This is a genomic window from Dyadobacter luticola (assembly GCF_005860805.1).
Taxonomy (GTDB): domain Bacteria; phylum Bacteroidota; class Bacteroidia; order Cytophagales; family Spirosomataceae; genus Dyadobacter; species Dyadobacter luticola.
In genome coordinates this window covers 297,544-316,679 of record NZ_VCEJ01000004.1, presented here as the reverse complement: position 1 = coordinate 316,679, position 19,136 = coordinate 297,544, and the positions used below count along the sequence as shown (strand labels likewise).

The following is a 19,136-nucleotide window of genomic DNA, read 5'->3' as shown; positions in this document are numbered from 1 at the left end:
TTTGATGCGTCACTCACTACTGATCACAATTTTTACTTTGTCTGCTTCCCTGTGCGCCCACGCGCAGCTGGAAAATCTGGGAAAGACAGTCAACACCGAATACAATGAAATAAGCCCGATTATCGCCCCGGACGGGAAGACCATTTACTTTTCAAGGATAAGTCACCCGCAAAACACGCACGGCTCGAAAGGCAGCCAGGATATCTGGTATTCGGAGTTGAAAAACGACAAATGGTCGCAGGCAAGACGGCTTCCGCCACCACTTAATAAAGAAGATTACAACAGCCTTTACAGCATTACGCCTGACGGTAACACCTTGCTGATCAAGGGTTCGTATAAAAACGGGGTTTACGAAACCCGGGGATTTTCTACCAGTAAAAAAACTGCCCGCGGCTGGTCTGCTCCTAATAAAATTGAAATTCCCGGATATGCCAAGATCAGCAAAGGGCAATTTGATTGCGGCTATATGTCGACTGACGGCAAAGTACTTGTAATGTCTTTCAGTGAAAAAAAGAATAGCAAGACCGACGATCTTTATGTCAGTTTCAAGCAAAAAAGCGGAGAATGGACAAAACCGCTAAACCTGGGACCTGAAATCAATACCGAAGAATTTACGGAAACTACCCCTTTTCTCGCCCCTGACGGAGTAACATTGTATTTTTCCAGTGACCGGAAAGGCGGCCAGGGCAGCAACGACATTTATTACAGCAAGCGCATCGACAAGTCGTGGAAGCGGTGGAGCCGCCCGGTGAATCTGGGCCCAGCGATTAATACTGATGGTTATGATGCATATTATACGATTTCCGCGCTGGGAGATTATGCTTATATGATCTCTTTCAAAGGTACCGAGGGCAAAGGTGATGTCGTACGTTTTGACTTGCGCCCCAAAACGGTTCCGGCCGATACCACTGCCGAGGCGCCTATCGCCAACATTCCGGTGGCCGATCCTGTGGTGATGATCAGTGGAAAAGTGATCGATTCCAAAACCGGAAAACCGGTCGAGGCTACCATTATTTATGAAAACCTGGCGGATGGCGAGGAAGTGGGCACGGCTACGACAAACCCTACAACCGGAGAATACAAAATCGTACTTCCTTACGGCCAGAAATACAGCTGGCGGGCGGTAGCGCCAAACTTCATCGCCGAAGGTGAGAACATTGACCTGACCGACTCGACCGGCAGCGGAAAGGACAAAGGTTTTAGAGAAATTGCAAACAAATCACTGAAACTGATCCCGATAGAGGAAGGTCAGATCGTGCGGTTGAATAACATCTTTTTCGCCACAGGTAAGTCAACATTAAACCCCGAATCATTCCCGGAGCTGAACCGCATCGCGATTTCGATGACCGAAAATAAGACATTGACCATTGAACTGGGCGGACACACCGATAATACGGGTAGTGCGGAATCCAACATCAAGCTTTCGCAGGACCGCGCCGACTCCGTGCGGGAATATCTGATCGGCAAAGGCATCGAGCCCGACCGGGTAGCCAGCAAAGGTTACGGGGAAACTTCTCCGGTTGCGAAAAATGACACGCCTGAGGGCCAGCAGCAAAACCGCCGCGTGGAATTCAAGATTTTAAAGAAGTAGGTTTTCGTCAACACGCCGGATTTTCCTTTTATTTTTAGGGAAAATCATTTCTGTATGACCGCAAAACGTACGCCTGCACTTGGCTTTATCTTTATTACGCTTCTTATAGATGTGATCGGGCTCGGAATTATCATTCCGGTCATGCCAAAACTGATCAGCGAATTGACAGGGGACAACATTAGCGCCGCATCCCGGGACGGCGGCTGGCTTTTGTTTGCTTATGCTTCCATGCAGTTTGTTTGCGCACCCATCATCGGGGCTTTGAGCGATCAATTCGGTCGTCGGCCGGTTTTATTGGCCTCTTTATTTGGTTTTGGGATCGACTACATTTTCCTTGCTTTCGCACCTACATTGGCCTGGTTATATGTTGGCCGGATCATCGCTGGGATCCTGGGCGCCAGCTTTACGACGGGTGCGGCATACATTGCGGATATCAGTACACCTGAGAAAAGAGCGCAGAATTTTGGCTTACTCGGTGCAGCATTTGGGCTGGGTTTTATCATTGGGCCGGTGGTAGGCGGACTTTTGGGTCAGTTTGGCACCCGGGTTCCGTTTATGGCGGCGGCTGGATTTTCATTGCTTAACTGGCTGTACGGCTACTTTATTCTCCCGGAATCCCTGGCGCTTGAAAACCGCCGCAAATTTCAGTGGTCCCGTGCTAACCCTATCGGCTCGCTGCAAAACCTCAAACGCTACCCGGTTATTTATGGACTGATCTTTTCGCTGGGGCTTGTCTACATTGCGGTACATGCTGTCCAAAGTAACTGGGCATTTTATGTGATTGAAAAATTCAAGTGGGACGAGGCGCACATTGGTTACTCGCTCGGGGCAGTCGGCATTCTGAGCGCTGTGGTACAAGGCTATCTGATCAGGCTGATCTTACCAAAGCTGGGGCAGCGCAGAGGTGTATATGTGGGTTTGTTGCTGTATGCGCTCGGTTTTGTCTTGTATGCATTTGCTACCGAAGGCTGGATGATGTATGTTTTCATGATCCCGTACATTCTAGGCAGTATCGCAGGGCCTTCTATCCAGGGCATCATTTCTACGCAAGTGGCAGCCAATGAGCAAGGTGAAATTCAGGGTGCATTGACAAGCCTGCAAAGCCTTACTTCCATCATCGGCCCTCCGCTGATGACCAATCTTTTTTCCACATTCACGCGGCCTGAGGCGAAAATTTATTTCCCGGGCGCACCTATGCTTACTGCCGCAATCCTGACACTAGCCAGCACTATTTTGGCGAGAAGAAGTTTGAAGAAAAATTTGATTGAGCCTAGTAAAGAAGTACCAGGAAAATAAAAACCACCAGCCAGAGAGCGCCTGTAAAATGCCAGTATCGTGTAAAAAGCTTGATACGAAGCCGGTTTGGTGGGTTCACGCTATAAACGAAAGAATCGACGTAGCTCCGGTTTTTGATTGCCTTGCGGAATAGATAGATTAGGTAAAAAACACCGCCCAGAATGTGGGCCAAATGCAGACCGGTTAGCAAATAAATAAATCCCTGAGAAGTACTGGCACCAATAAACACCCCGGTTTTTACCATCTCGGCCCAGCCACCCACTTGCAGCAGAATGAATGTCAGCCCGAGCAGCAGCGTAGCGCCCAGGAATACCCGGTAATGCAAAAACCGCTCATTACTAAATGCCAGATGGGCTTCATGCAAAGTAATGCTGCTGAAAAGGATGACCAGCGTACTCAGCCAGAACATGTCCGGCAATGCTACCAGATGTCCGGTTTCCCGATGCATCCGCACCAGGAAGATGAGAAAAATAGATGTAAAAAGTAATGAGCTGCCCGCAACACCAAGCCAAAGCATGAACCCGAGCGGTTCACGTCGCTTTGTAAAAGGGCTTTCCCTTAATTTGGTAGTTGGTTTCGGACTCATTTAATAATGCAATAGGGATACAAAAGCATGTCGGCTGCTGAATATAACGACTATTTCAAGTAACCGGACATATTATATTTCTAATTTACTTTAAGTGACCTTGCCAGACTTTAAATTCCGGAAAAGTGGCTCTCAAATCTGTTTCCTGATCAAAAATCCCGAACAGTGTTGAACCCGACCCACTCATAGACGCATAAACTGCGCCAACGTTGTATAACTCGCTTTTTATTTCTTTTAAAAGCGTATACCTGCTGAAAAGTGTTGCCTCAAAATCATTTCTTACCCGGTCTTTCCAGCTGGTAATCGGGTCTTTCAAGATCTTACGCAAATCCTCTTCACTTGGTTGCGCCCTCACTCCCGCATAAGCCTCCGCAGATGAGATATGTATACCCGGATTGACGAGTACGATCCATTTTCCTTGTAAGCTCAATGCTATTTCTTCAAACTCATCGCCTTTACCATAACAGTAAGCCGGACGGTCAAGAATGAAAAAAGCACAATCGCTGCCCAATCTACGTGCGTAAGAAATTTGTTTTTCAACAGAAATTTCAAGGCTAAACAGTTGATTTAACGCTTTGATCGTAAACGCAGCGTCAGAAGAACCTCCACCCAGCCCCGCTCCGATCGGGATATGTTTGAGCAAATGCAAATTTACCGGCGGCAAATCGTAGTCACTGGCGATCAACTGGTATGCCTTGGAACACAGATTATCAGAGCCATCACCCGGTATTGTAATACCACTGGATTGAAAACGAAAATTGTCGGCAACCGAAATTTCTAGGGCATCGGTCCAATCTACCGGATAGAAACAGGACTCGATGTTGTGAAAACCATCCTGTCTTTTTTCTACAATGTTTAAACCAATGTTAATTTTTGCATTCGGAAATACCAGCATCATTCTGCGAAATTAGGCAACAGCCTTATCAAAAATTATTGCTCCCAGCGCCAATCCTGGCCGATAATCAACTCCTCTTTCAAACCTTGCGTGATCAGGAATTCTTTGGTTTTCTGGTCGGACAATCTTTTAACAGGTATGTCCGAGGTGTTCGCTAAGGCATACAAATACATGGAGGCAATACGGACCGTATTTTCAAGCTGCGCTTTATTTACCAAACTAAAATCGTCACAATCGGCGTGGTAACATTGCAGTACGCCCGGTTCCAAATTACCCGATAGCCCTGCAATGGGCACGCCTTGCAGCATAAACGGCTGATGATCGCTGTGCAAACCTGCCCGGTTGATCGTCTCATTTTTGTAATTTGGATCTACATCGTGTATCGCCGCACCGACATTCGCGAAAAAATCATTCATATTATCCCAGCCAAACGCATTCACGCCCTTCGGATCATTGGTCATGTCCAGGTTCATCATATAACTCACCTTGTCGAGCCCTCCCGACTTTTTCAGTTCGCTCACAAAATGTTTAGATCCCAAAAGCCCCTGCTCCTCGCCCATAAACAAAACAAATTGCACCGTCTTTTCAGGTTTGACCTTCAATGCTTTAAATGTTCTTGCTATATCCATCACTGCAAATGATCCGATACCATTATCGATCGCGCCGGTTGCCAAATCCCACGAATCAAGGTGCCCGCCGATGATCACTTTTTCATCCGATTTTCCTTTCAATGTGGCAATCACATTTCTGGCTTTGATCGGCTTCGACAGGTTGTGCATATCGATATGTGCTTCCAGCGGAGCTTCTTCACTTAGCCATTTTCTAATCTCCTTGCCGCTGTCATTAGATACGCAAACCGCTGGAATTGAAATAATTGCTCCGGTAACAGAAGCTGTGCCCGTCAGCAGAATTTTGCCCGGCGCGCCATTTACCATGATGACACCACGTGCCCCATACTTGATAGCCAATGCTGTTTTTTCAGAGCGGTGCAGGTTCTTTTTCCCTGTCACGCCCACCAGGTTAATGTTAGCCAGGGCGACTTTTCCCTTCACTTTTTCCTTGACGGCTTCGAAATCTTCCTCCAAGCCGTTTCCCACATCCACAATCTCACCCTGCAAGTTTGCCTCAACGGGAGAATGTGCGAGTGAAACCACGGGCACGTCCCTAAAATTATCGCTGCTGCCTGGCGCGATGGAGAGTGTGACAGTGTCGCGCATCCACGCTTCAACCTCAAACGGCTGGTAAGCCACATCGGTAAAACCGTAACTTTTCAAAAGCTTAAATGCGTACTCCTCGGCCTTTTCACCGTTGGCGCTGCCGGTTAGCCGGTGACCGATGGTCTTTGTAGCATCTTCGAGTGTAGTATAAGCCTTACTGTTTTTTCTGACCTCACTGTCAATTTTCGAGAAGGGCTTTTCCCATTTTTTTTCGCCTGGAAGAAACCCGGAAAAGGGCACAATCAACCCACCAACCAAGACTGCTAGTAAAACTTTTTTCATATTTCCCGATAAAGGATGCTGTGATTTAATCGTAATTCAAATATCCACGGATATTTGACCTTGTGCAAGATAAACACAAAATAGGCTCAAAATAGATTCCATGAAATCAATTATGTTATAGCGCATGCAGAATTTTTTCTACGCAGCACATAACGCCTAGTTCTATCAGCTTTCTGGTCGATTTGCAGCGCTATTAATTAAGTGTAAATTTTACACTTAATTAACTTCCTTTCCTTGAACTTTTTGACCAATTTTGTACTTTTCAACTCTTATATTTAAAAATTAAAGCATTCTGATCCATTAACCTGATATAACAATGTATTTTCTGGGGTTTGATTTAGGCAGTTCTTCCGTCAAAGCATGTTTGATACACGCAGACTCGGGCGCAGTGGTTGCATCCGCATTTTATCCCGAGCGCGAAATGACGATAGCCTCTCCCAAGCCAGGTTTTGCCGAACAACAACCTGAAATGTGGTGGGAAAACGCCTGCCTGGCTTCTAAATCTGTCATTCAAAAAGCGGGTATCCCGGCTGAGGAAGTCGGTGCAATCGGTATTTCCTATCAAATGCATGGCCTGGTAGTTATTGATAAAGACATGAATGTGCTGCGGCCATCGATCATCTGGTGCGACAGCCGGGCGGTGGAGGTAGGCAACCATGCGATGGAAACTATTGGGGAAGAATATGTTCTTCCACATCTGCTCAACTCCCCCGGCAACTTTACTGCTTCCAAGCTCGGCTGGGTGAAGCAAAATGAGCCAGAAGTTTTCGGCAAAGTATATAAATTCATGCTTCCTGGTGATTATCTGGCGATGAAAATGACCGGCGAAGTTGTCACAACCCCTTCCGGACTATCCGAAGGAATATTCTGGGATTTTGTCAACCAAAGACCTGCAGATTTCCTTTTCGACTATTTCGGTTTCGATGCTTCTTTGCTTCCCAATATCCTCCCCACTTTTGCAGAGCAGGGAAAAATCACTGCCGAAGCTGCTACGGCGCTTGGTTTGAGAGCAGGTATTCCCGTCACTTACCGGGCTGGCGATCAGCCTAATAATGCCTTCTCCCTGAATGTTCTGGAACCAGGGGAAGTTGCCGCCACTGCGGGTACCTCCGGCGTGGTTTATGGCGTGAGCGATCAGATCAAATTTGATGCTCAATCCCGGGTGAACACCTTCCTGCACGTCAATCCGGTTTCGAATGCTTCCCGCTATGGCGTTTTGCTTTGCGTTAATGGTACCGGTAGCCTGAATGGCTGGCTTCGTAATTCCTTGTTCCAGGGAAATGTCTCTTATCCCGAAATGAACCAGATCGCGGCGCAGGCACCGGTTGGCTCTGACGGACTGCTTTGCTTTCCTTTTGGAAATGGTGCCGAAAGAATGCTGGAAAACCAGGATCCCGGCGGAACATTCAAAGGGCTTCAATTCAGCCGTCACGGCGTAAGTCACTACACGCGCGCTGCCCAGGAAGGAATCGTTTTCGCCTTGTACTACGGGATGGAAATCATGGAAACCGTTGGAGTTTCTTTGAAAAACATCCGCGCAGGTGAGGCCAATATGTTCCTGAGCCCTGTGTTTCGCGAAACATTTGCGAATGTTTCGGGCGCGACTGTGGAACTTTACAATACGGACGGTGCACAAGGTGCTGCACGGGCAGCAGGCTTTGGTTTGGGCTATTACAAAACCCGCTCCGAAGCATTCACCGGCCTGACCGCGCTGCAAACCATTGAGCCACAAACAAATCTGACGGAAAGCACCCGTGAGGCTTACGCTAACTGGAAAGAAGCACTTTTGACAGAATTGTAATTACAGCCTGGCCTCATCACTTTTTCCAAGTATGGTGAGGCCAGCTCATAACATTCCCAAAATGCTTCCCGCAAACTGTTGAAGCCAAACAACATTATCCATGACTTCCGGCCGCAGCTGGCGCTTTGGAATATTCCTCCACTTTAAAGGCCTGGATTTCTGTGACATTCACTGTCTGATCTTCCTTATTCTGATATTGCCGGTAAACGATTTTACCCTCCACGGATACTAGCTTTCCTTTGTCCAGCAAGCTTTCGCAAATCTGCGCTAACTGCCCCCAGGCTACGATCCTGTGCCAGCTGGTTTGCTTGACTTCCTCATTGCTTTTATCAATATAATTTTCATTTGTGGCCAGGGAAAAGCTGGCCATTTTCCGCCCGTCGAAATCTTTTATTAAGACCTCACCTCCGACATTTCCGATTAGTCTGACTGAATTCATGACTGTACATGTTTAAAATAATTGTGAATAAACTCTGTCGCAGAACGACTTCACAAAAGTGCAGGATCAGAAACTTTCGATCCGGTTTTTAAACATTTGTAGTCGGATATAAACGTTTGCACCCGTTTGCAAACGGATAAATGGCCGTTTATGAAAAAAACGAATGAATGTATATATTGCGAGCAGAGAATATACACACTTGTCGACGCCCAAAACCGTCGGCCATAAAGGAGCATCGATGAAGAATTGCGATGAATGCGGGAGGTCAGTGATGGGCCGGGTAGACAAAAAGTTCTGCTCGGATATGTGCCGGAATACCTACAATAACCGGCTTAATTCAAGTTCTTACAACATTATCAGGAAAGTGAATAATCAGCTCCGGAAAAACCGGCGCATACTCGAACAGCTTTGTCCGGAAGAGAAAAATAAGACGACCAAAAGCGTCCTAACGGCAAAAGGATTCGATTTTACCCTGATCACCAACCTCCGCCCGACACTCAAAGGCAGCATTTATCACTTTGTATACGATTACGGCTATCTCGAACTGGAAAACGATTTTTATCTGATCGTAAAAGATAAAAGGTTGGAGAAATAGATATTTTTGCAACGATTTCAACCACATATCGAATGAAAAAAGTAAGCCTCAGCGACTCAGGACCCAAAGTATCGGAAGCAATTTATGGTTTTTGGAGATGGACGGACGAAGGTGCCGTCACCACTTCCCAGATCGAAAAAACGATCAATCTGTGTCTTGATTTGGGCATCAATACCTTTGATCATGCAGATATTTATGGTGACTTTACGATTGAGGAGCACTTTGGCAAAATCATTCAAAACAAATCTTTCAAGCGCGAGGATATCGTGCTTTTCAGCAAATGTGGCATCCGGAAATCGGCCGATAAGTATCTGACTTACTATGATACTTCTAGGGAGCACATTATGAATAGTATCAACGGTTCCCTGAAAAGACTTAAAACGGATTATCTGGACATCTTTTTGCTGCACCAGAGCGATTTTCTGTCTGATCCCGAAGAGACTGCGGGAGCACTGGCAGAGATTGTAACTTCCGGAAAAGCGAAACACATTGGTGTCGCCAACTTTACCGTTTTTCAGCACCAGTTGCTGGCTTCTTACCTCCGTATACCGATCGTAACCAACCACATTGAGCTGAATCTGATGAATACTTCGGCCATCGAGGACGGCAGGATTGATTTCATCAAACAAAGTTTTAGCAAACCGCTGGCCTGGGCACCTTTGGCAGGAGGAAAAATCCTGAACGGTACCGACGAAAAGGCTGTGCGGCTGCGGGCAAAGCTGGAAGAAGTAAGCAAAAAATACAATGCGAACATTGAGCAGACAGCGGTTGCCTGGCTCATGAAACTGGGCACTTTGCCAATTATCGGCTCACTTTCGGAGGCGCGGATAAGAAATGGTGCCAGCGCTTCGGACATTGCGCTGACGCGGGAAGATTGGTACGAAATCTATCAGGCGACCGGAAAATAAGATTTAGGGCGGCTACTTATTTAGCACAATCCGCCAGGTATTACCGCTGAACACCTGATATTTTTCAGAAAAATTACCCATGTTGATGGCGAGTGAAAAGTTGAGTAGACTATTGAAATAGCCGACATTATCTCCTTCTTTCACCTCGCCAAAAGTATTTACGTAGCGGACTTCACCTTCGTAAATCACCTTATTATTATTCAAAACCTGCACTTTGATCAGGTCACCGACCTTAACATTCAACTTTTCAAAAACCGGCTTGCCAATATTTGTCCAGACATTTCCATACTGAATGTCCAGGATCGGGATCCCGCCGGTTACTTTTCCATTTTCAAAAACCGCTTTTTGGTAAGGTATCGAAACAACTTCGGTCGCCAGCTTTTTACCAACCCCTTCAAATGTGATGACCTTCGCCGCAAGCCTTGCACCAGTGTACGCATATACGTCGCGACCGTGGAAAGTGTAGGACTCGCCTGAATTTTTCCGCCGGTTGACCGCCTCGTCGATTTCCCGGACTTCCTGGATTCCCATTTGTTCGGCTACCAAAGTCAGGGTACCATTGTCGGGCGTCACAAAGTAATGTCCTGTTTTGGTCAACATGACTACGGATTTCCTTTTTGTACCTACGCCAGGGTCAACCACCGACACAAAAACAGTCCCCGCAGGCCAGTAAGGCGCAGTTTGAACCAATCTGTAAGAAGCCTCCCAAATGTTATAAGCTGGAATCTCATGCGTCACATCAAACATTTTAATGTTAGGCGAAACGCCGGCCGCCACTCCTTTCATCGCAGAAACCGCACCATCTTTTAAACCAAAATCGGATTGAAAAACTAAAATGTTGTTTTGTGCAAACAATGTCAGAGGAAGCAAGAACAAAAAGAGGAAGCAGAATTTCCGGGTTATGCTCCGAGTGTCGCGAAAGGTTTGAAAGTGGAAAAGTCCAACCATAGGTCTGTTTAATTCATGTGTTAGAAATACAGTCTTTACAAAGTTAAAAACGTGGCATGACTTTTTGAAATACGGCGGCATCTACTCATCTACAATCAAGTATAAAATATGGCTGTCATCGGAGAGCTGATAAAGCGAGCAATTGACTTCACAGGAATGATCACGAGCGATCCCGACCCTGTCCACGCCCAGGAAAAAGTCCTGAGAAATCTGCTGGAAACTGCCCGGCTTACTGCATTCGGAAAAGCATACGGATTTACCCAAATACTTGAAAGTGATAACATTATTGAAGCTTTTCAGTCAGCGGTGCCGGTTCATGATTATGATAAACTGCACGGTGAATGGTGGCATTATCTGCTTGAAGGACACCAGAATGTAACCTGGCCAGGTGGTCAGCAATATTTCGCACTGAGCAGCGGTACCACCAGCAACAGCAAGCATATTCCGGTGACGGACGATATGCTCAACTCCATCCGCCGCGCCGGGATTTCCGAAATCACCAACATTAACGCATTCAATTTACCGGGTGATTTTTTTACCAAACAAATATTAATGTTGGGAAGCAGCACCAGCCTGATCCAGAAAGATGATCACCAGGAGGGCGAAATCAGCGGGATCAGCGCGGCTAACCTGCCGACCTGGTTTGGCGGGATTTATAAACCAGGAAGGGAAATAGCGGACATTCCCGATTTTGATGAAAAAATAAAAAGGATTGCGCAGGAAGCTGCCAGCTGGGATATCGGCTGTATCTCGGGCATACCGTCGTGGGTAGAGCTGATGCTGAAAGAGGTAATCAACTATAACAAGGTGGCCAACATTCATGAGATCTGGCCCAATTTGATGGTATACACAACAGGCGGCGTTGCGTTTGAGCCTTACCGGAAAAGTCTGGAAAAACTTTTCGCGCATCCGTTGATTTACATTGATACCTATCTGGCGTCGGAAGGATTTATTGCAATGCAAAAAAGGCCCGATACCTCTTCGATGGCGCTGTTTCCGGAAAATGGTATTTTCTACGAGTTTGTGCCATTTGATAATGATCATGTAGATGAAGACGGCTTGGTAAGACCGGACGCAAAAGCTTTTTCTCTCGCAAATGCGGAGGAAAATGTGGAGTACGTACTCGTTATTTCCTCCGTTTCCGGCGCGTGGCGGTATATGATCGGCGATACGGTAACGATCACCGACAAGCAAAAAGCGGAAATCAAAATTACCGGCCGGACAAAGCATTTCCTGAATGTGACGGGCTCCCAACTATCTGTTAATCAAATGAATGATGGCCTACGGGTTATTGAAAAGGAGTACGACGTGGTGATCAAGGAATTTATCGTGGCCGCAGTGCACCGGGGCGACGATTACATTCACAAATGGTTTTTGAGCTGTGATAAATCGCCGGACAAGGTGAAGGTGGCGGAGTCGCTGGACAATACATTGATGGAGAATAATAAAAATTACAAAGTGGCCCGGGGACGCGCATTGAAAGGAGTTGAAGTAGAGCTGATCCCGGAAGAAATTTTTTATAAATGGAGCGAAGAAACCAAAAAGCTGGGCGGCCAGATCAAAATCCCGAGGGTGATGAAGGAGCCCGATTTTCTGGAATTTGCAGCATTTGTGGAAAAGAACCTAGGAAGCCTTTAACTCAGCTTCTTCCAGTTTTCGGACCTGCTCGATAATGTCATTTGGCGATAGATACAGCCTCGCAATTTTGCTTTTATACTTTTCCGAAAGGTTGGCGTGATTGAGAATGAAATGTTTGGTCTGGACGATGTAGCGGCCCAGTCCATGATTGACCGCGTAGGTATCGGCAGCACGCTCCGCCTGCTTGATAAAGCTGGCAGAAAACAGGTACCCCAGGCCAAAACGGGCCATTTGTGCTACACTTTTACTTTCGTAATCCATAATGTGGCCCAGCTCGTGACCGATCCAGCCAACCATAATATCGGACGGAATCTGGTGGATCGGGATCGCGGAGGTTGTCAGGCGGAACATTGCGCTGATGTTAATGTTGTATTCCCTTTTGCCACTCAGCATCGTGCTGAATTTAGGCTGAGCCTGCATCACCGATTTCCTGATCCTGCGTTTGAACACAAAATGAATGCAGGTATCTCTCAATTCCGGGTAAAATGACAAGGCTTTTAAAACCTCGTTCTCAATAATTTTCGGGATTGTTTTATTCGATCTGTACGTCGAATAATCCGGCGCGGCGGTAACTTTCTCTGTTTGCAGCATAACATTTACAGCTGGACGTTTTGATACCAGGACTGAGAAAGGTTTTAAAAAATTGTTCCCGTGAATGCATAATTCGCTATTCCTTCAACTGCTTTACATCCAGCTTCCGGATAATTTCTTTTTTACTGAACAAAAGTCGCCAAACCGCAAAGCGCATGTCGTCGTTTTTCATGCATTCCTTGCAAATGATACTTTCCGCATCGACCGGAACATTGTATACCAGCAAAGTATCATTGAGCTGCTGCAAATTTTCTCCCGCTGTGGCTTTGCTTTTTGCGCTGAAAAGATAGGCGTCCAGAATTTCGCGCTCCTTAGGTGCCAGCTTCGGATTTTTAATGTCCTGCACGCCCAGCAGCTCAATATTAACACCATACTCTTTTTCCAAAGCGGCTATCACCGGAATGTTCCCAAGGTTTCTACAAAGTGTATCAGCCGTTTTTGGATCCTTCGAGAGCTGGGTATCTAGCGATTTTTCCGCGATTTGCGCAATTTTTTTGCCCCACTCATTGACGTAATAAACCAGCTGCGTGTTGGTCACCCGCTTGATCTGCGTCGCTTTCATCTCTTTATTGAGCTCCTTTGTATTTCCAACACGCCCGCCGGAATCACATCCGCCAAGTATTGCAGCAAAAAAAATGGCAACCAGTATTTTTTTCATTTTGTAAAATGGTTTCAAAAGCCTTTTGGCTGAGTTCCAGACCTTTTTCCTGGAAATATTCATAAACCTAAATTGCGTATCTTTGTGCCCCAAATGGCCCGTGTCAAAGATATTCAATAAAGATGATCGATAAATTAGAAGCTATAAAAGAACGTTTCGAAGAAGTTTCGCAACAAATCATACAGCCCGAAATCGTTTCGGATTCGGCGCGGTATTCCAAAATTAGCAAAGAATACAAGGATCTGGGCAGGATCGTTGAACAATACAACCTGTACCTGAAAATCCAGAAGGACATCGCGGGCACGAAGGAGCTCATCACCACCGAAAAGGATGAAGAGCTTCGCGAAATGGCGAAGGAAGAACTCGACGAGCTGACACCGAAACTGGAAGAGCTGGAACAATCGATCAAGGAATTACTCATCCCGAAAGACCCGAATGATAGCCGCAACATTATCCTGGAAATCCGGGGCGGCACCGGCGGTGATGAGGCTGCGATTTTTGCCGGTGATTTGTTCAGAATGTATCAGCGTTTTTTTGAAAAAATGGGCTGGCGGTCTTCTATCATGGATTTTACCGAGGGGACCAATGGTGGTTACAAAGAAATTATCTGCAAGGTCGAGGGCGAGGATGTTTACGGTAAAATGAAATTTGAATCCGGCGTGCACCGCGTGCAGCGCGTTCCGCAAACCGAATCGCAGGGGCGTATTCATACCTCGGCTGCTTCTGTGGCGGTCTTGCCGGAAGCCGAAGAAGTAGATGTGCAGATCAATATGAATGATGTCCGGGTGGATACATTCCAATCCTCAGGCGCTGGTGGTCAGTCAGTTAACACGACATATTCGGCGGTTCGGCTTACGCACATTCCTTCCGGGCTCGTTGTAAGTTGCCAGGATGAGCGGTCTCAGCTAAAAAACAAGGACCGTGCATTGAGCGTTTTGCGTTCGAGATTGTACGAGATCAAGCTGAAAGAACACAATGATGCGATCAGCTCGCAGCGCAAATCCATGGTAGGCAGCGGCGACCGCTCCGATAAAATCAGGACTTATAATTATCCTCAAAGCCGCATCACCGATCACCGCATCGGGTACACAGTTTATAATTTGCCCGCCGTAATGGAAGGTGACATTGCGGAATTCATTGAGCGTCTGCGCATTGCAGAAAATGCCGAGCGGATGCAGGAAGGTGAGACGGTTTAATTATTTAAAACTCAAAAATTGGATTGCTACTAATTCTCTCCCCACCTGTTGGACACCATCCAGGATACGCTGGGTCTGTTTTGCAGAAGGTTTCTTGATTCCATTAATGTATTGGGCCAGCAAGCTTTGACTCATGCCGATACGTCGGCCCAATACTTTCGCATTGATTACCTTATAAAATGCGAAAAAACTTGGAAGGTCTGGCCTCAAAATAATCTCATCAATCGTATACTTGAATCCCGCCTCCTCAAATCCGAGGTTCACAGCTTCGAGAATGTTGGCTTTCAGCTCCTCGAAATCTTCCCCCTCTGTTCCTATAAATTTGTCCAAAACCGTAGTGACGGCACTATATCCGACATCTTCCTTGATGATGTCCATCGTGATTTTTGGCTTTTTCATCTTTTATCAGTTTTGATTTCTGCCTGTTTTAAAATGGCTGTCAACAGACCTTTTTTCACTTCTTTCGAACCATGAAAGGGCACAATGAGCTGCGTAGGCTTGGTACGATGCTTCATGATAACATGGCTTCCCGATTGCCTAACTACGTACCAGCCATCTTTTCTCAAGATCTTAAATAACTCTCTGCTCTTCATACAAAAGTAATAAATATATTACCCAGGAGAACTTTCGTTTTCCTGAGATGCACATTAATTTGTAGGAAGTTGAGTGATTAAGCTTAAATCAGAAATGCGTTACTTCGCCGGAAAGCGCTCCGTGTAGGTCTTTGCTTTGTAAGTTTCGAAGGCTTCTTTTTTGTGGTAATCTTCGCCGATGAAGGTGATGATTTGGTGGAATTCTTTGGCTTTGAGGTAGCCGGGGAGCGGCTGGATCATGTTGAACTGGTCGTCGAGGAAGACGGTGGTGGGGTAGCTCGGCTGGTTGTTGGTTAGGGCAAGGGCGATTTCGTTGATGCCTCTTCCGCCTTGCGCCAGGTATTTGAAGTTTTGGTTACCGAGTTTAATCGCTTCTTTTTGCTCGGCGTCGAGCTTTACTGCGTAATACTTTTTGTTGACGTAGTCGATGACGGCTTTGTCTTTAAAAGTTTCGCGATCCATCACCTTGCACCAGCCACACCAGTCTGTGTACAAGTCGATTAACACTTTTCTTGGCTCCTTTTGAATTTTTGCATAAGCCTCTTCAATGCTCATCCACTGGATTTGCTCGGCAGGACGCTCCGCTGAATCGGATTTGAAACCGGTTGAAACTGTGAAGGTTACCAGGATCAGTAATGTGCTGGTGATGAGTGCTTTCATAGTGCATCTGCTTTCTTTGGCTAACAATTTACGAAAGAAAATAATTGTTCCTGATTATTCTGGTTGACCTTCGACATGCTCCTCCGTCAATGTTTTCTTTTTAGCCAATGAAATCATGATCCCGCCACCCACAATCAGCGCCATCCCGAACAATGTGAAAACCGACGGAAAGGCCTCTCCCATCAAAAAACCGATTAAAACTGAAAAAAGAATGTTGGAATAACCGATCGCGGCGACACGCCCGGCTTTATCATAAGTGAAGGATTGCGTCAGCATTTTTTGTCCCATCAATGCGGTCAATCCCAATGCCAGAAATCCGGCCCACTGAATTAAATGGTCGGGCCAGCGGAATGTACCGATCAGAAAATCAAGGTGTTCGACGGGATAGTACGTGCCGATCAGCATGGATACGATCGGCATTAGGATCCCGCTCAACATGAATGACAAAATAATGGCGCGGGTGTCGTAAACTGCGCCGAGCTGCCGGATGGATAAATAGGAGACTGCGGTCAACAATGCATTGCCCAAACCCAGGGCATTGTCCCGCAAAGAAATCGAAAGATCGGGCCGGAAAACGAACAGGATACCAGAAAAGCCAATAAATATCGCGAGCCACTCGCGGGAATTGAGCGTTTCGCCAATTAACAGCCAGGAAAATAATGCAAGAAAAATGGGATACGTATATTGGTAAGTCGAGGCGCGGCCCAAACCCAATGTTTGTATCGCATAAAAGAGCATGTATAGCGACAATGTTCCGACTACGCCCCTGAAAATCAGCAGCCCTAGCTTTCCACCTTGTTGCTTGCGCGGCCTACGCCAGATGCTGGTCAGGACGAATACCACTCCGACGATATTTCTAAAAAAAACGAGCTGTACAATATGAAATTCCTGACCGAGCCACTTCGAAATTGCAGAGGTCAAGGAAAAGAAAAAAGCGGCTCCCAGCATCAGGATAATGCCTTTTTGTGGAGAATCGGTAGACAGATTTTGAATGTTAGCAGCCAAACGAATAGCGTTTGGCCAAAGATAGCGCATATCTCAAAGAGACGAAAATCAATTCAAATCCCTACCTTTGCGGGCGTTTGGTGCCAAAGCTGGTTCAATCCAGCCAATGGCTTAATAGGGAATTCCGTCGAACCGGAAGCTGTCCCCGCAACTGTAAGTCTGCAAATCATTGACCCGATCTTCTTTGCCACTGTTTCTTGTAAACGGGAAGGCGCGGAGTCAAAAGACGAGCCAGGAGACCTGCCAAATGTTTGATCTGCGTGTTTTCGGAGGAAAAACAAAGGATCGTCCGCTTACTATTTACAACATTCAGGTGACCGTCGAACGGATTTTTATGGCTTTTTGCTGCGCGGGTGCGGGATTTTTCCTGTGTCAACCCAGCTATGCACAAAACGATAGCATTAGCCTTAATCCTGTGACTGTGAAGGGTTTTGTTCCTGAAAAATTCATGAGCGGGCTCAAAATCCAGCGGATTGACTCGGCTGCATTGGCGCAGTTTCAGTTTCAGAATATCAGCAACATTTTGTCTGCCTATACACCGATTGCATTTAAAAATTACGGTTCCGGACAACTGAATACGGCTTCTTTTAGAGGTACTTCGGCCAACCATACGGCGGTTTTGTGGAACGGGCTAAACATTAATTCGCCTTCGCTGGGACAGACGGATTTTTCGACGATACCCGTGATGGGTTTTGATAAATTGTCGGTTCAATATGGCTCGGCTGCCAGCATTGTCGGCTCGGATGCGGTGGGTGGAAGTATCCTGCTGGAAAGTGCGGCTTCGAGCGAACCGCTAAGAATATCCGCTGGTATTCAGCAGGAAAGCTTTGCGAATCGTCAGGTTCAGGCTTCGGCGCGCTACGGAAGCGTAATGAATAGTCAGTGGAAATTTTCGGGAAAAACAGCTTCTTATGCCGGGCGAATGAACAATCATTTTCCTTATTCGGAGAGAAAAAATTACCCGGTGCTTCCTTCGGAAACCATGCAGCGTGGGCTGGTGCAGGATTTTTTTTTACAATCTAAAAATGATCAGGAAATCTCCGCGCACATTTGGCTTACCCGTAACAAGCTGATTTTGACTCCGGATGAAATCGCGGCGAGGGAACTGACGTTGACCGAAGCTTACCGCACCATGCTGCGCTATCGGATTAAAGATTTGACATTCAGAACTTCCTGGGTGCGCGATATCATTGATTACGCAAAAGGCGATCTTGATAATCCCGACCATGCGGTGACGGATAAATTTACTAACCGCATTGAAAAAGATTTTGAGTGGCTGGCAGGCAAACTAAATAATGCGATTCAGATCAAGGCAGGTGGAGAGTGGAGCCACTACCGCGCGCACATTGCCGGTTATGAAAAACCGCTTATTACTGAAAACCGGGGTGATTTTTTTCTATTAACCCGCTGGCAGGCATTGAATCGGTTCTTGATTTCTGTAAATGTCAGGCAAGCTTTGGTAACCCGGTTCAGTCCGCCGCTGACGCCTTCGGCCGGGCTGGAATATTTATTGGTAAAAAAAGGAGGATATGCGCTGAAACTCAAAGGTTCTTACGCCAGAAGTTACCGGGTACCTACATTGAATGAGCGCTACTGGCGTGAATTGGGAAATCCTGACATTAAGCCTGAAACCGGCTGGAACAAAGAAATCGGTTTGGAACAAAGTTTTAAAACGGATGAAAATCAAATGTTGACGGCTTCATTGACCGCTTATCATAACCGGGTGAAAAACTGGACTTACTGGAATCCGGTGAAAAATTATCACGTCGAGAATTTGCAGCAGGTTCTGGCAAAAGGCCTTGAATTTCAGCTGGGTTGGCGCAACCAGTTCCAACATTGGAAATCGGGTGCGAATGTTGGTTATGCACTGAATAGCAGCCAGCAGGAAAAAGCCTATGATGCTTATTCGCAGGATGTAGTTGGGAAACAGTTGGTATTTGTGCCGCTGCATTCCGGAAATCTGACCGCATTTGCACAGTACAAAAACACCAGGTTAACTGCTCAGGTACAGGCGATTGGCAAACGTTTCAGCACATTCGACAACTCGCAATCACTGGATGCTTATGCACTGGGAAATCTGGTAGCCGAAACAACCATCTCTTTGAAAAAAGTATCTTTTCGCATTCAGGGACAGGTTAATAACATTACAAATACGTTTTATCTGAACGTAAGAAATAACGCGATGCCGGGAAGAAGCTTTTCGGTGAGCCTTATCGGGAATTATCAATCAATTTAAA

The 19,136-nt window shown here is 46.4% G+C and carries 19 protein-coding genes and 1 riboswitch; of the genes, 8 read left to right on the top strand and 11 right to left on the bottom strand.

From position 1 onward, the window contains the following. The first annotated feature begins 4 nt into the window (after nucleotides 1–4). Together FEN17_RS12050 and FEN17_RS12045 are read left to right on the top strand one after the other, a co-directional pair. On the top strand, nucleotides 5–1,591 hold the full coding sequence (locus tag FEN17_RS12050; RefSeq protein ID WP_138365610.1) for an OmpA family protein: 1,587 nt from the start codon (nucleotides 5–7) through the stop codon (nucleotides 1,589–1,591). 54 nt (nucleotides 1,592–1,645) lie between these two features. Then, the gene (locus FEN17_RS12045; protein ID WP_138365609.1) at nucleotides 1,646–2,887 is read left to right on the top strand and encodes a TCR/Tet family MFS transporter; all 1,242 of its coding nucleotides are present in this window, start codon (nucleotides 1,646–1,648) and stop codon (nucleotides 2,885–2,887) included. On the opposite strand, the gene FEN17_RS12040 is transcribed toward FEN17_RS12045, so the two are convergent. The 3 genes from FEN17_RS12040 to FEN17_RS12030 all read right to left on the bottom strand — a co-directional run bounded on the left by FEN17_RS12040 (nucleotide 2,862) and on the right by FEN17_RS12030 (nucleotide 5,867). Next, the gene (locus FEN17_RS12040) at nucleotides 2,862–3,404 is read right to left on the bottom strand and encodes a cytochrome c oxidase subunit 3 (protein WP_229208796.1); all 543 of its coding nucleotides are present in this window, start codon (nucleotides 3,402–3,404) and stop codon (nucleotides 2,862–2,864) included. The genes FEN17_RS12045 and FEN17_RS12040 overlap by 26 nt on opposite strands. Nucleotides 3,405–3,558: 154 nt before the next feature. After that, nucleotides 3,559–4,371 carry a 4-(cytidine 5'-diphospho)-2-C-methyl-D-erythritol kinase gene (gene ispE, locus FEN17_RS12035; protein ID WP_310589758.1) on the bottom strand — a complete coding sequence of 271 codons (813 nt, stop codon included), beginning with the start codon at nucleotides 4,369–4,371 and terminating at the stop codon, nucleotides 3,559–3,561. Nucleotides 4,372–4,403: 32 nt separating this feature from the next. Then, on the bottom strand, nucleotides 4,404–5,867 hold the full coding sequence (locus FEN17_RS12030) for a M28 family peptidase (protein ID WP_138365607.1): 1,464 nt from the start codon (nucleotides 5,865–5,867) through the stop codon (nucleotides 4,404–4,406). 316 nt (nucleotides 5,868–6,183) lie between these two features. Between FEN17_RS12030 and FEN17_RS12025 the strand changes: the two genes are divergently transcribed. Continuing rightward, complete coding sequence (locus FEN17_RS12025; RefSeq protein WP_138365606.1) at nucleotides 6,184–7,668, top strand: xylulokinase; 1,485 nt, start codon at nucleotides 6,184–6,186, stop codon at nucleotides 7,666–7,668. Nucleotides 7,669–7,762: 94 nt separating this feature from the next. Here FEN17_RS12025 and FEN17_RS12020 read toward each other — a convergent pair whose 3' ends face one another. Continuing rightward, complete coding sequence (locus tag FEN17_RS12020) at nucleotides 7,763–8,107, bottom strand: single-stranded DNA-binding protein (protein WP_138365605.1); 345 nt, start codon at nucleotides 8,105–8,107, stop codon at nucleotides 7,763–7,765. Nucleotides 8,108–8,270: 163 nt separating this feature from the next. On the opposite strand from FEN17_RS12020, the gene FEN17_RS12015 reads away from it, so the two are divergent. After that, nucleotides 8,271–8,702, top strand: coding sequence for a hypothetical protein (locus FEN17_RS12015; RefSeq protein ID WP_229208795.1), 432 nt, complete (start codon nucleotides 8,271–8,273; stop codon nucleotides 8,700–8,702). A 32-nt stretch (nucleotides 8,703–8,734) separates the two neighbouring features. Further along, on the top strand, nucleotides 8,735–9,610 hold the full coding sequence (locus FEN17_RS12010) for an aldo/keto reductase (protein ID WP_138365604.1): 876 nt from the start codon (nucleotides 8,735–8,737) through the stop codon (nucleotides 9,608–9,610). Nucleotides 9,611–9,622: 12 nt separating this feature from the next. Here FEN17_RS12010 and FEN17_RS12005 read toward each other — a convergent pair whose 3' ends face one another. Then, nucleotides 9,623–10,486 carry an SAM hydrolase/SAM-dependent halogenase family protein gene (locus FEN17_RS12005; protein WP_229208794.1) on the bottom strand — a complete coding sequence of 288 codons (864 nt, stop codon included), beginning with the start codon at nucleotides 10,484–10,486 and terminating at the stop codon, nucleotides 9,623–9,625. 180 nt (nucleotides 10,487–10,666) lie between these two features. Between FEN17_RS12005 and FEN17_RS12000 the strand changes: the two genes are divergently transcribed. Beyond that, nucleotides 10,667–12,196 (top strand): GH3 family acyl-acid amido synthetase, encoded by a 1,530-nt coding sequence (locus FEN17_RS12000; RefSeq protein WP_138365602.1) that lies wholly within the window; start codon nucleotides 10,667–10,669, stop codon nucleotides 12,194–12,196. On the opposite strand, the gene FEN17_RS11995 is transcribed toward FEN17_RS12000, so the two are convergent. Further along, nucleotides 12,182–12,787, bottom strand: a complete 606-nt coding sequence (locus FEN17_RS11995; RefSeq protein WP_138365601.1) for a hypothetical protein — start codon at nucleotides 12,785–12,787, stop codon at nucleotides 12,182–12,184. The genes FEN17_RS12000 and FEN17_RS11995 overlap by 15 nt on opposite strands. Nucleotides 12,788–12,863: 76 nt before the next feature. Next, nucleotides 12,864–13,445, bottom strand: coding sequence for a hypothetical protein (locus FEN17_RS11990; RefSeq protein WP_138365600.1), 582 nt, complete (start codon nucleotides 13,443–13,445; stop codon nucleotides 12,864–12,866). Nucleotides 13,446–13,567: 122 nt separating this feature from the next. Between FEN17_RS11990 and prfA the strand changes: the two genes are divergently transcribed. Continuing rightward, nucleotides 13,568–14,641: a peptide chain release factor 1 gene (prfA, locus tag FEN17_RS11985; RefSeq protein ID WP_138365599.1), complete on the top strand. Its 1,074-nt coding sequence runs from the start codon at nucleotides 13,568–13,570 to the stop codon at nucleotides 14,639–14,641. On the opposite strand, the gene FEN17_RS11980 is transcribed toward prfA, so the two are convergent. The 4 genes from FEN17_RS11980 to FEN17_RS11965 form a co-directional block, all read right to left on the bottom strand. Continuing rightward, nucleotides 14,642–15,040: a helix-turn-helix domain-containing protein gene (locus FEN17_RS11980; protein WP_138365598.1), complete on the bottom strand. Its 399-nt coding sequence runs from the start codon at nucleotides 15,038–15,040 to the stop codon at nucleotides 14,642–14,644. It lies immediately after the preceding gene. Continuing rightward, complete coding sequence (locus FEN17_RS11975) at nucleotides 15,037–15,234, bottom strand: type II toxin-antitoxin system HicA family toxin (RefSeq protein WP_138365597.1); 198 nt, start codon at nucleotides 15,232–15,234, stop codon at nucleotides 15,037–15,039. Before FEN17_RS11975 ends, FEN17_RS11980 begins: the two co-directional genes overlap by 4 nt. A gap of 99 nt (nucleotides 15,235–15,333) precedes the next feature. Further along, nucleotides 15,334–15,894, bottom strand: a complete 561-nt coding sequence (locus FEN17_RS11970) for a thioredoxin family protein (RefSeq protein WP_138365596.1) — start codon at nucleotides 15,892–15,894, stop codon at nucleotides 15,334–15,336. A 54-nt stretch (nucleotides 15,895–15,948) separates the two neighbouring features. Continuing rightward, nucleotides 15,949–16,929: a DMT family transporter gene (locus FEN17_RS11965; protein ID WP_229208793.1), complete on the bottom strand. Its 981-nt coding sequence runs from the start codon at nucleotides 16,927–16,929 to the stop codon at nucleotides 15,949–15,951. A 31-nt stretch (nucleotides 16,930–16,960) separates the two neighbouring features. After that, nucleotides 16,961–17,161: riboswitch (cobalamin riboswitch) on the top strand. Here FEN17_RS11965 and FEN17_RS11960 point away from each other — a divergent pair. Beyond that, nucleotides 17,147–19,135 carry a TonB-dependent receptor plug domain-containing protein gene (locus FEN17_RS11960; RefSeq protein ID WP_229208792.1) on the top strand — a complete coding sequence of 663 codons (1,989 nt, stop codon included), beginning with the start codon at nucleotides 17,147–17,149 and terminating at the stop codon, nucleotides 19,133–19,135. (Overlaps the previous riboswitch by 15 nt.) The last annotated feature ends 1 nt before the right edge of the window (nucleotide 19,136 follow it).